This window comes from Streptomyces sp. NPDC002144, assembly GCF_053593695.1.
Map to the genome: position 1 here is coordinate 1 of NZ_JBSFDB010000054.1, position 12,528 is coordinate 12,528.

Annotated in this window: 8 protein-coding genes and 1 pseudogene; 6 read left to right on the plus strand and 3 right to left on the minus strand. The window is 70.9% G+C overall.

Going from position 1 to position 12,528, the window contains the following annotated elements; all coding sequences use genetic code 11:
• From ACWCQ1_RS43515 to ACWCQ1_RS43530, 4 genes and pseudogenes are all read left to right on the plus strand, one after another.
• A pseudogene (locus ACWCQ1_RS43515) lies at positions 1–97 on the plus strand (response regulator transcription factor); the annotation flags it as partial.
• 323 nt (positions 98–420) lie between these two features.
• Positions 421–1,008 (plus strand): sigma-70 family RNA polymerase sigma factor, encoded by a 588-nt coding sequence (locus tag ACWCQ1_RS43520; protein ID WP_093724548.1) that lies wholly within the window; start codon positions 421–423, stop codon positions 1,006–1,008.
• A 172-nt stretch (positions 1,009–1,180) separates the two neighbouring features.
• Complete coding sequence (guaB, locus tag ACWCQ1_RS43525; protein ID WP_133043227.1) at positions 1,181–2,683, plus strand: IMP dehydrogenase; 1,503 nt, start codon at positions 1,181–1,183, stop codon at positions 2,681–2,683.
• A gap of 108 nt (positions 2,684–2,791) precedes the next feature.
• Complete coding sequence (locus ACWCQ1_RS43530; protein WP_133043226.1) at positions 2,792–3,916, plus strand: GuaB3 family IMP dehydrogenase-related protein; 1,125 nt, start codon at positions 2,792–2,794, stop codon at positions 3,914–3,916.
• Positions 3,917–4,601: 685 nt separating this feature from the next.
• Here ACWCQ1_RS43530 and ACWCQ1_RS43535 read toward each other — a convergent pair.
• Positions 4,602–5,198, minus strand: coding sequence for a hypothetical protein (locus ACWCQ1_RS43535; RefSeq protein WP_358593233.1), 597 nt, complete (start codon positions 5,196–5,198; stop codon positions 4,602–4,604).
• Positions 5,199–5,322: 124 nt separating this feature from the next.
• Positions 5,323–6,531, minus strand: coding sequence for a nucleotide sugar dehydrogenase (locus ACWCQ1_RS43540; protein WP_451029045.1), 1,209 nt, complete (start codon positions 6,529–6,531; stop codon positions 5,323–5,325).
• A 271-nt stretch (positions 6,532–6,802) separates the two neighbouring features.
• Here ACWCQ1_RS43540 and ACWCQ1_RS43545 point away from each other — a divergent pair, with 271 nt between their 5' ends.
• The gene (locus tag ACWCQ1_RS43545; protein ID WP_133043223.1) at positions 6,803–8,509 is read left to right on the plus strand and encodes a glycerol-3-phosphate dehydrogenase/oxidase; all 1,707 of its coding nucleotides are present in this window, start codon (positions 6,803–6,805) and stop codon (positions 8,507–8,509) included.
• Between the two features lie 218 nt (positions 8,510–8,727).
• On the opposite strand, the gene ACWCQ1_RS43550 is transcribed toward ACWCQ1_RS43545, so the two are convergent.
• Positions 8,728–9,771: a serine hydrolase domain-containing protein gene (locus ACWCQ1_RS43550; protein WP_451029046.1), complete on the minus strand. Its 1,044-nt coding sequence runs from the start codon at positions 9,769–9,771 to the stop codon at positions 8,728–8,730.
• 246 nt (positions 9,772–10,017) lie between these two features.
• Between ACWCQ1_RS43550 and ACWCQ1_RS43555 the strand changes: the two genes are divergently transcribed.
• Positions 10,018–12,387, plus strand: a complete 2,370-nt coding sequence (locus ACWCQ1_RS43555) for a serine/threonine-protein kinase (RefSeq protein ID WP_451029047.1) — start codon at positions 10,018–10,020, stop codon at positions 12,385–12,387.
• The last annotated feature ends 141 nt before the right edge of the window (positions 12,388–12,528 follow it).

A 12,528-nucleotide genomic window follows, 5' to 3' on the forward strand; every position in this document is an offset into this window, starting at 1 on the left:
CGTGAAGACGCACGCTCGGCGGCTGTTCAAGAAGCTGGGCGCGTCGGACCGGGCGCATGCCGTGGCACTCGGCTTCCGGTGGGGTCTGGTTCGCTGAGAGCTCGGTCGTAAAGGCTGTCGTTACTGGTGCGGGCCGTTCGTGGCCGGTCGCGCCCACGCGGCGGTAGCCGCAGATTGACGCAGCCCCGCGCCCGTTCAGGGCGCGGTTTGCGACGCAGGTCAAATGGCTCCGTCGGTACCCGCTGCTCGTTTCGGCGCGGATGCCGCATCCTTGGAGATGTGGAGTCTCTCGGGGACGAGTCGGTCGAGCGGAAGGGGAGGGCGCAGGGGATGAGTTCCGGCGCACCTGCTCATAACGCTTCGGTGCACAACATCGGACGCGGTGCCACGGACGACACGGCCGCAAGGCACCATGGACCGATGCGCGACGACGAGGCGGCGAACGCCGCAGGGGCGATCGGTGCACTCGTCCATCGCGCGGTGGACGGGGACGAGCAGGCCACGCACGATCTGCTCGCCCATGTCCACCCGCTGGCGCTGCGGTACTGCCGCACCAGGTTGTCCCGGCTGCCGGGCGACGCCCGGCACTTCGTGGAGGACCTCGCGCAGGAGGTCTGCGTGGCCGTCCTGCTCGCGCTGCCGCGCTACCGGGACACCGGCCGTCCTTTCGAGGCGTTCGTCTTCGCCATCGCCGCGCACAAGGTCGCCGACCTGCAGCGGGCGGCGATGCGGCACCCGGGTTCGACGGCGGTCCCGTCCGACGAGATGCCGGAGCGGCCGGACGACTCGCTGGGCCCGGAGGAGCGCGCGCTGCTCAGCAGCGACGCCGAATGGGCCAAGAAACTGCTGGCCAACCTGCCGGAGAACCAGCGGGAGCTGTTGCTGCTGCGCATCGCGGTGGGGCTCACGGCCGAGGAGACAGGTCAGATGTTGGGAATGTCACCCGGCGCGGTCCGGGTGGCGCAGCACCGGGCCCTGAGCCGGCTCAGGGCACTGGCGGAACAGTAATTCCTGGGCGGTCGGCGGCTTTCCCGAAGCCGGCGCCTTTCTTGAACAGGCCGCTCGGGGATTCCGTACGAACATACGAAGCCCGAGGTCACGCGGAACCGTGGAATTCGACGGCCCTGCTTCCCGTTAGCATGGACATCCGCACCGATCAAGGCCATTTGGGGAAGGTGTCATGACTGCAAACGTCGACGGAGTGCCCGGTAAATTCGCGACACTCGGGCTGACCTACGACGACGTGCTGCTGCTGCCGGGAGCCTCCGAGGTCCTCCCCAACGCGGTCGACACCTCGTCCCGCATCTCGCGCAACGTCCGGGTCAACATCCCGCTGCTCTCGGCGGCGATGGACAAGGTGACCGAGTCCCGCATGGCCATCGCGATGGCCCGCCTCGGCGGCGTCGGCGTGCTGCACCGCAACCTCTCGGTCGAGGACCAGGTCAACCAGGTCGACCTGGTCAAGCGGTCCGAGTCCGGCATGGTCACCGACCCCATCACCGTGCACCCCGAGGCCACCCTCGCCGACGCGGACGCGCTGTGCGCCAAGTTCCGCATCAGCGGTGTCCCCGTCACCGACCCGGCCGGCAAGCTCCTGGGCATCGTCACCAACCGTGACATGGCCTTCGAGAGCGACCGCAGCCGCCAGGTACGCGAGGTCATGACGCCGATGCCGCTGGTCACCGGCAAGGTCGGCATCTCCGGCGTGGACGCCATGGAGCTGCTGCGCCGCCACAAGATCGAGAAGCTTCCGCTGGTCGACGAGGCGGGCGTCCTCAAGGGCCTGATCACCGTCAAGGACTTCGTCAAGGCCGAGAAGTACCCGAACGCCGCCAAGGACTCCGAGGGCCGGCTGCTCGTCGGCGCCGCGGTGGGCGCGAGCCCCGAGGCGCTGGAGCGGGCCCAGGCGCTGGCCGAGGCGGGCGTGGACTTCCTGGTCGTCGACACCTCGCACGGCCACAACAGCAACGCGCTCAGCTGGATGTCGAAGATCAAGTCCAGCGTGAGCGTCGACGTGATCGGCGGCAACGTCGCCACCCGCGACGGCGCCCAGGCGCTGATCGACGCCGGCGTCGACGGCATCAAGGTCGGCGTGGGCCCCGGCTCCATCTGCACCACGCGCGTGGTCGCCGGTATCGGCGTCCCGCAGGTCACCGCCATCTACGAGGCCTCCCTCGCCGCCCGCCCGGCCGGCATCCCGCTCATCGGCGACGGCGGCCTGCAGTACTCCGGCGACATCGGCAAGGCGCTCGCCGCCGGCGCCGACACGGTGATGCTGGGCTCGCTGCTCGCGGGCTGCGAGGAGTCGCCCGGCGAGCTGCAGTTCATCAACGGCAAGCAGTTCAAGTCCTACCGCGGCATGGGCTCGCTCGGCGCCATGCAGTCCCGCGGCCAGGGCAAGTCGTACTCGAAGGACCGCTACTTCCAGGCCGAGGTCGCCTCCGACGACAAGCTCGTGCCCGAGGGCATCGAGGGCCAGGTGCCCTACCGCGGCCCGCTCTCCAGCGTCCTGCACCAGCTCGTCGGCGGTCTGCGCCAGACCATGGGTTACGTGGGCGCGGCCACCATCGACGAGATGGAGTCCAAGGGCCGCTTCGTGCGGATCACCTCCGCGGGCCTGAAGGAGAGCCACCCGCACGACATCCAGATGACGGTCGAGGCGCCGAACTACAGCAGCAAGTAGGCCTCAGGCGTACGAGGGGCGGCCCCGCGGAAGCATCCGGGGCCGCCCTTGTCGTACCCGTCGGCGATACTGGAAGACGCTGAAACGCATCAGGGAAAGGCCACAGACGTGACTGAGATCGAGATCGGGCGCGGCAAGCGCGGCCGCCGGGCGTACGCCTTCGACGACATCGCCGTCGTCCCCAGCCGCCGTACGCGGGACCCGAAGGAGGTCTCGATCGCCTGGCAGATCGACGCCTACCGCTTCGAGCTGCCCTTCCTGGCCGCCCCCATGGACTCGGTCGTCTCCCCGGCCACCGCCATCCGCATCGGCGAGCTCGGCGGCCTCGGCGTCCTGAACCTCGAAGGTCTGTGGACGCGGCACGAGGACCCGCAGCCACTGCTCGACGAGATCGTCGAGCTGGACGCCGACACGGCCACCCGCCGTCTCCAGGAGATCTACGCGGCTCCCATCAAGGAGGAGCTGATCGGCGCGCGCATCAAGGAGGTGCGCGACTCCGGCGTGGTCACGGCCGCCGCGCTCTCCCCGCAGCGCACGGCGCAGTTCTCCAAGGCGGTCGTGGACGCGGGCGTCGACATCTTCGTCATCCGCGGTACGACGGTCTCCGCGGAGCACGTCTCCGGCTCGCACGAGCCGCTGAACCTGAAGCAGTTCATCTACGAGCTCGACGTCCCGGTGATCGTCGGCGGCTGCGCCACGTACACGGCGGCCCTGCACCTGATGCGCACGGGCGCGGCGGGCGTCCTGGTCGGCTTCGGCGGCGGCGCGGCGCACACCACGAGGAACGTGCTGGGCATCCAGGTGCCCATGGCGACGGCGGTCGCGGACGTGGCGGCGGCCCGCCGTGACTACATGGACGAGTCCGGCGGCCGGTACGTGCACGTGATCGCCGACGGTGGCGTGGGCTGGTCCGGCGACCTCCCCAAGGCGATCGCCTGCGGCGCGGACTCGGTGATGATGGGTTCCCCGCTCGCCCGCGCGACGGACGCGCCGGGCCGCGGCCACCACTGGGGCATGGAGGCCGTCAACGAGGAGCTGCCGCGCGGCAAGAAGGTCGACCTCGGCACGGTCGGCACGATCGAGGAAGTCCTGACGGGCCCCTCGCACACCCCCGACGGCTCCATGAACTTCTTCGGCGCGCTGCGCCGGGCGATGGCCACGACCGGCTACAGCGAGCTGAAGGAGTTCCAGCGCGTCGAGGTGACGGTGGCGGACTCTCAGCACAAGCGGTAGGGGTTACGGCGAGAAGGGGCCGGTCACCTGAGGGGTGACCGGCCCCTTTCGTGTGCCCGGGGCTTGCGCGGGGCGCGTGGGGTGGTGTGGGGGCGTGCGGTTGCGTTCGGGGCAGATACGGGCTGGTCAGCCGGGTCGGGGGCGATAACGTCCGTATCGGCGCCCCAAGTTGCTGGAGCGCCCCCTTCCAAGGACTTGGTTCCGGACCCCGCTCCTCGGGGCCCGGCCCGATTTCCGACGGACCGTCTCACCGGGCTACTGGGCGGTGTCGTGGAAGGGGGCGTCCATGGGACGTCACCGCAAGCCCACTCGCTGGGATCGGATCCGTCTGTGGATGGTGAAGTGCCGGAGGAGGTGGATCTTGCGGATTTTCGGATGGTGAGCGGCCGCCCCCAGACAACTTAGGGGCGGACACTCCGTGAACCATCCAGGAGCCTGCCGCAGTAGCCGCTGCGGTGGGCTCCACCCAGTGGGTGTGTTGGTGAGCGGCCGTCCCCACGCAAGCTAGGGGCGGACACTCCGTGATCCATCCAGGAGCCTGCCGCAGTGCCCTCTGCGACCGGCCCCACCTGCCTCCGTAAGGTACCCGCGGCGCGCCCCTCATGCCACCGGCCCCAGAGCCCGTCACACCCGCGCGCCCCCCTTCACCACCGACGCGCCGCCCCTCCGCCGCGTACCGGCAGCGTCAGAGCGCCGCCTTCTTGGCCCCCGTGAAGGCGACGTACGCGGCGATCGCGAAGAACAGGAAGGTCAGCGGGTCGGCGTCCGCTTTCCATGCCTCCTGGACGACGTCGAAGTGCTGGAAGAACAGTTCGCTGAAGCTGAGCCCCGTCTCCTTGGCGCCGATCATCGCCTCGCCCACCAGCTGGCCGATGTAGACGGAGCCCAGGGACAGCGCCGCGCTCGCGACCGGCAGCACGGGGTTGCGGCCGCCGAGACGGCCCGCGGCGAGGCCCACCAGGAAGCCGACGCCGACCGCCGCCCAGCCGATCTCGTGCTTGGTCAGGCCGATGATCGCCCCGTAGACGCCGGCGGCGACCACGGCGGCGGCGAAGGCGGCCAGCAGACCGACGCCGATGTTGTTCCGCACCGAAGCGGGTGCGGGAACCGCCCCGTACGGGACTCCCGGTGCCGGAGGCGGCGGTACGGCGCCCGGCTGCGGGGCGTACGGCGCGGCGTCGGCGGGCTGCTGGGCGTACGGGTTGCCGTCGACCGGCTGCGGCTGCGGCTGGGCCTCCGGCTGCGCCGACGGCTGCTGCGGCGGTGGAGCTGACTGGCTCATGACAGAAATCCCCCCACGGGATGGAACGAGCGGAATGGTGAAGCAGAGAAACGTGCGCACGACTGTGCGACGAGTGAGGGGAGACTAACAGGCAGGACTGACACGACCACCAGTGAATTTGCCGTCAGAGCCGGTGCGCCGCTCCCGTCGGTGTCGCCCCGCGTGTGTCCAGAAGCAGCTGGGCCTTCACCGACAGGCCCTGGAGGTCGTACGTGCGGTGGTGCTGGAGCAGGATCGTCAGGTCGGCGTCGGCGGCGGCCTCGTAGAGGGAGTCGGCGCGCGGGACCGGACGGTCGAGGACGTTCCAGGACGGGACGTGCGGGTCGTGGTAGCTGACGGAGGCGCCCAGTTCCATCAGGCGGACGGCGATCTCGCGCGCGGGAGTGGCCTGTTGGTCGGCGAGGTCGGGTTTGTAGGTGACGCCGAGCAGGAGGACACGGGCGCCGCGCGCGGACTTGCCGTGTTCGTTCAGGAGCGTCGCCGCGCGCTGGACGACGTAACGCGGCATCTGGCTGTTGACCTGCTGGGCCAGTTCGACCATGCGCAGGGTGCGGCCGGCGGGGACGCTCAGGTCCTGGGGGACGGCGTGGCCGCCGACGCCGGGGCCGGGACGGAAGGCGTGGAAGCCGAACGGCTTGGTCTCCGCGCAGCGGATCACGTCCCAGAGGTCGACGCCGAGATCGTGGCAGAGGACGGCCATCTCGTTGACGAGGGCGATGTTGACGTGCCGGAAATTCGTCTCCAGGAGCTGGACCGTCTCCGCTTCGCGCAGGCCACGCGCGCGTACCACCTTGTCGGTGAGGCGGCCGTAGAAGGCCGCGGCCGACTCGGTGCAGGCGGGGGTGAGGCCGCCGATGACCTTGGGGGTGCCGGCGGGCGTGACGTCGCGGTTGCCGGGGTCCACCCGGCTGGGGGAGTAGGCGAGGTGGAAATCGCGCCCCGCGCGTAGCCGGGAACCCTCTTCGAGGATCGGGCGCAGCACGTCCTGCGTGGTGCCCGGGGGGACCGCCGACTCCAGGATGACCGTGGTGTGCGGGCGCAGGTGCGCGGCCAGGGTGCGGGCCGCCGCCTCCACCTGGGTGAGGTCGAGACCGCCGTCCGGGCCGGGCGGGGTCGGCGCGCAGATGACCGCGGTGCGGACGCGGCCCAGCTCGGCGGGGCTGGTGGCGTGCCGGAAGCCCCCCGAGAGCATCCGGCGCAGTTCGGCGGGGCTGAGCGAGCCGGGCTCCGGCCCGGTGCGGTAACCGAGCGTGGGGATGCCCGCGGCCACGGCGGCCTGGGCCAGGGGCAGGCCGAACGGGCCGAGTCCGATGACGGCGAGATCTGCGGGCATGGCGTGGGCCGTCCTTCCCAATAACCGAAGCGGGACAGGTGCGCAAGCCCGGTGGACAGGATGGGCGAGCGCAATGTCAGACTAGGAGTAAATATGACCGTTATGCGGGATTGGTCGCCTGTGTTTTCCGGTCGTCCCGGGAAAGTTGTCCACAGGGTGGGGAGCAGTGGTGGCTGAAGTCGGGCAAGACGGTCAGAATTTGGGCATGGGGGGTACGACACGGGCTTCGCCCGACGGGTGCGGCCGGCGCTATCGATAGCGGGAGGCAGCAGTGAGGACAGCGACACTCGGGCCGGGACAGCGCGCCGAGTCACTGGCGGCGATGGCCGAGCGCGAACTGGACATCCTGGTGGTGGGCGGCGGTGTGGTCGGTGCCGGCACCGCCCTCGACGCCGTGACCCGCGGCCTGTCCACCGGGCTCGTCGAGGCGCGTGACTGGGCGTCGGGCACCTCCAGCAGGTCCAGCAAGCTGATCCATGGCGGACTGCGCTATCTGGAGATGCTGGACTTCGCCCTCGTACGGGAGGCCCTGAAGGAGCGCGGGCTGCTGCTGGAGCGCCTCGCCCCGCATCTCGTGAAGCCGGTGCCGTTCCTGTACCCGTTGCAGCACCAGGGCTGGGAGCGGCTGTACGCCGGCTCGGGCGTCGCGCTCTACGACGCGATGTCGATGGCCCGCGGACACGGGCGCGGTCTGCCGGCCCACCGTCACCTGACCCGCCGTCACGCCCTGCGCGTCGCGCCCGCCTTGAAGAAGGACGCACTGGTCGGCGCCCTGCAGTACTACGACGCCCAGATGGACGACGCGCGTTATGTGGCCACCCTGGTGCGCACGGCGGCCGCCTACGGCGCCAAGTGCGCCAACCGCGCCCGGGTGACGGGTTTCCTGCGTGAGGGCGAGCGGGTCGTGGGCGCGCGCGTGCAGGACGTCGAGGCGGGCGGCGAGTACGAGATCCGCGCCAAGCAGGTCGTCAACGCGACCGGGGTGTGGACCGACGACACCCAGGCGATGGTCGGCGAGCGCGGACAGTTCCACGTCCGTGCCTCCAAGGGCATCCACCTGGTCGTGCCGAAGGACCGCATCAACTCCTCGACCGGCCTGATCCTGCGCACGGAGAAGTCCGTCCTCTTCGTCATCCCCTGGGGCCGGCACTGGATCGTCGGCACGACCGACACCGACTGGGACCTCGACAAGGCGCACCCGGCCGCCTCCAGCGCGGACATCGACTATCTGCTGGAACATGTGAACTCGGTGCTCGCGGTGCCACTCACCCGCGACGACGTCCAGGGCGTGTACGCGGGGCTGCGCCCGCTCCTTGCCGGCGAGTCCGACGCCACCAGCAAGCTGTCGCGCGAGCACACCGTGGCCCACCCGGTGCCGGGGCTGGTGGTCGTGGCGGGCGGCAAGTACACGACCTACCGGGTGATGGCCAAGGACGCCGTCGACGAGGCGGTGCACGGGCTCGACATGCGGGTCGCCGAGTGCGTCACGGAGGACGTGCCGCTGCTGGGCGCAGAGGGCTACCGGGCGCTGTGGAACGCGCGAGCGCGGATCGCGGCCCGGACGGGACTGCACGTGGTGCGGGTGGAGCATCTGCTGAACCGTTACGGCTCGATGGCCGAGGAGCTCCTCGACCTCATCGCCTCCGACTCCTCGCTGGGCGAGCCGATGCCGGCCGCCGACGACTATCTGCGCGCCGAGATCGTGTACGCCGCCTCGCACGAGGGGGCGCGGCATCTGGACGACGTCATGACCCGGCGCACCCGTATCTCCATAGAGACCTTCGACCGGGGGACGCGCAGCGCCCATGAAGCCGCCGAGCTGATGGCTCCGGTGCTGGGCTGGGACAAGGACCAGATCGAGCGCGAGGTCGAGCACTACGAGAAGCGGGTGGAGGCCGAGCGGGAGTCCCAGCGGCAGCCGGACGACCTGACGGCGGACGCGGCGCGGCTGGGGGCGCCGGACATCGTGCCGCTGTAGGGCGCCGCTGAAGGGCACCGGACACTGTGGCGCTGTAGGGCGCCGCTGTGGGGTGCCGGGCACTGTGCCGCTGTAGGGCGCCGCTGTGGGGTGCCGGACACTGTGCCGCTGCAGGGTGCCGTTCTCGGGGTACCCCGCAGCCGCTGTCCCGGGAAGCCCCGCTCGGTTCACTCGAACGAGTGTCGTGAACCGGGATCTTCGTTCGGAACCGGGTCGTTCTACGAGGTGCGAGGGCAGAACTCGGCGGCGATCAGGGCCGGTTCGAGGTCGGGGTCTGTGATCGCCGTCGTGTTCACCCGGTAGGTGAGGACGCGACGGCCGTCGACGGTGGCCGCGGTGCGCACGTAGCTGCCGAGGATGCGGCCGTTGTGTCCCCACACCGTGGTGCCGCACGGCAGCTTCTCCGGATACAGGCCCATGCCGTACAAGCCGTGTGCGGCGCGGGTGTCGCGCATCTCGCGCAGCCGGCGCGGGGGCAGCAGACGCCCGCCGAGCAGGGCCGCGTAGAAGCGGTCCAGATCGGTGAGCGTGGTCACCAGCTCGCCCGCGGCCCCGGCCACCCGCGGGTCGAGCTCGGTGACGTCGGTTCCGTCGGCGGCATAGGCGCGGCCGTGCGGGGAGGGAAGCGACATGCGGGAGCCAGGGAAGGAGGTGCCGGTCAGACCCAGCGGAGCGATGATGCGACGCTCGGCCTCGGCGGCGTAGGAGTGGCCGGTCACCTGCCGGACGACCATGCCGAGCAGGACGTAGTTGGTGTTCGAGTAGGAGAAACGGCCGGGGTGGGCCGGAGGGTGGGTGAGGGCCATGCGTACGGCCTGACGAGGGGAGAGGGGGACCAGGCCCTTGGTGTCGGCGGTGAAGTCGTGCAGACCGCTGGTGTGGGTGAGCAGGGCGCGCAGGGTGATCGTGCGGCCGTCGTTGCCGGCCCCGCGCACCAGGCCGGGCAGGTGCTGCTCCACGGTGTCGGACAGCTTCAGCCGGTGTTCTTCGGCAAGTTGCAGGACGAGCGTCGCGATGAGCGTCTTCGTCATGCTCCCGGCGCGGAAGTGGTCGTCGCGGGCGATGCCGGTACCGGCCCGGGCGTAGTGGCTGCCGGCTCCGTCGCGGACCAGCAGCGCCGCGGCCGGGGCGCCGCCGCGCGTGACCAGCAGCGGGAGGACCGTGTCCGTGGTCGGTGGCCGGGGCGCGGTGGAGTCGGCCGGGGCCAGGGCGAGCAGTGCCAGGGACACGGGCAGGACCAGCAGCGCTCGAAGCGACGGCATCGCGGACTCCTCCCTTGTCACGGCCCATCATCCCGGGTGGCGAGACGCGGACTTGGTCCGGGTCTGGTGGTCAGGAGGTGGCTTTGTGGTGGTTGTGATGGTCCTGTAAGGGAACTGAGAGAGGTCGGTCGGCCGTCGGACCGGTGTGCGCGGGCCGTCGTCGGGCCAGAGGCACCCTGGGCGTCGGGCACTTGTCGGGTGAGGGACAATGGAGGCTCTGTCAGGGCGGGTTGTATGAGGGGACGCATGTCGGAGGCGGAGCGGGCGGGTACATCTCGTCAGGACACTCGTCAGGACTCTCGTCAGGACAAGAGCGAGCGTCTTCTCGCCGGGCGGTACCGGCTGCACGACGTGCTCGGCCGGGGCGGCATGGGCACGGTGTGGCGGGCCGAGGACGAGACCCTGGGCAGGACGGTCGCCGTCAAGGAGTTGCGGTTCCCGTCGAACATCGACGACGACGAGAAGCGCCGGCTGATCACGCGGACGCTGCGCGAGGCCAAGGCGATCGCGCGGATCCGCAACAACAGCGCGGTGACGGTCTTCGACGTGGTCGACGAGGACGACCGGCCGTGGATCGTGATGGAGCTCGTTGAGGGCAAGTCGCTGGCCGAGGTCATCCGGGAGGACGGCCTGCTGGAGCCCAAGCGGGCCGCCGAGGTCGGGCTCGCCATCCTGGACGTGCTGCGCTCGGCGCACCGCGAGGGCATCCTGCACCGCGACGTGAAGCCGTCGAACGTGCTGTTGGAGTCCGACACCGACCGGGTGGTGCTCACCGACTTCGGCATCGCCCAGGTCGAGGGCGATCCGTCCATCACGTCCACCGGCATGCTCGTCGGCGCGCCCTCCTACATCTCCCCGGAGCGGGCCCGCGGACACAAGCCGGGTCCCGCTGCCGACCTGTGGTCGCTCGGCGGACTGCTGTACGCGGCGGTCGAGGGCGTGCCGCCCTACGACAAGGGCTCCGCGATCGCGACCCTGACCGCGGTGATGACCGAGCCGCTGGAGGAGCCGAAGAACGCGGGTCCGCTGAAGGACGTCATCTACGGGCTGCTCACCAAGGACCCGGCGCAGCGGCTCGACGACGCCCGGGCGCGGGCCATGCTCAACGCCGTCATCCACGCGCCCGAGCGCAGGGCCGAGCCGGAGCCGCCGGCGGACGCGACCAAGGTCGTGCCGATCCCGGCGCAGCCGGACCGGCCCGCGGGCAAGGGCGGTTCGGGTGGCTCCGGCAGCAAGCGGGGCGAGGAGGCCGGGGAGAAGCTGCGCGGGGCGCTGCGCTCCATGCGCAAGGCCGCCGTGGCGGCCGCGGCCGGTTCGGCGGCCACGTCCCGCGGCAAGTCGGGCGGTGGTACGGCGGGTTCGGGCGCCGGGGGTGCCGCGTCGGGCGGGACCGTGGCCGGCGGGACCGCCGGAGCGGGGGCGAAGGGAGCCGCGGTTCCGCCGCCGCCGGGGGTACCTCCCGCGGCTCCGGGGGCACCCGGGGTCCCGGGTACTCCCTCGGCGTCGCGCGGTGCTGCGGCGCCGGCGGGCGGGAAGGCGTCTTCGGCGCCGTCCGTTCCGTCGCAGTCGTCGGCCTCTTCTGCCAGGTCTTCATCTCCCGCGCCCACTTCCGCCGGGTCCGCCTCCGTCGGGTCGGCGGCTTCCGGAGCTGCTTCGGCTTCCAGTGCCTCTGCGGGGTCTGCCGGGTCTGCGGGGCCTTCCGCCTCCTCGGCGTCCTCCGCCTCCTCGGCGTCTTCGGGGGGAGCCTCTGGGGGTTCGAAGGGTGCGGGGCAGGGGGCGAGCGGGGCGGCCGGTGGCCGGAGTTCGGGGTGGCCGGTGATGACGCCGCCCGATCTGCCGCCGCGGCCCGTGCCGAGGGCGCCGATCACCGACGTGGTGCCCCGGCGCACGCTGGTGATCATCGCGGTGGTCGTCGCGCTCGCCGTGATCGGGACCGTGCTGGCCCTCACGCTGGGCGGGGGCGACGACAGTTCCGACAACGGGGCGAAGAAGAGCGGCGGAAAGACCGTCGCGAGCGCGTCCGCCAGCCCCCGCACCAAGGAGGACACGGGCGCCGGAGGCAAGGCGGACGGCGGCTCGACGAAGTCCCCGGGGACATCGACCGGGGGCGGCACTCCGGGCAACAGCCCGAGCGCGTCCGGCGGCAGCGGGACGCAGGCGGGCGGTTCCTCCGGAGGCGACGGCGCGGTGGCGTCGACGTACCAGGGGAGTCAGGGGTACTCGATCGGTCTGCCCGAGGGCTGGAAGTACCAGTCGACGAGTGCCGCGGGAGACCGGTTCACCGGGCCGGACGGACAGAAGCTGCTCATCGCCTGGACGTCCACGCCGAAGAGCGACCCGGTGGGGGACTGGAAGAACCAGGAGCGCTACATGGTGCGCTCGCAGTACCAGAAGATCCGAATAGAGCAGGTGGACTACCGCGGCTGGAACGCGGCGGACTGGGAGTTCACCTATGTGGAGGGCGGGACGCAGTACCGGACGATCGACCGGGGATTCGTCGTGAACGGCCATCTCGGGTACGCCCTGATGTACACGGCGAAAGCCGCGAACTGGGACAGTGACCTCCGTAAGGACACCTGGCACACGCTCGCGAAGACGTTCGAACCGAAGTCGTAAAGCGACTGGTCCGAGTTTGAAGCGTCAGATCTGGTATCCCCTCTCTACGGATTGCCTCCGGCACGTATCGTGAAGGCTTGCGGACCGTACGCATCCAGGTATGTGTCCGGAACAGGGCACAGGGCGAACGGAATTGACCGA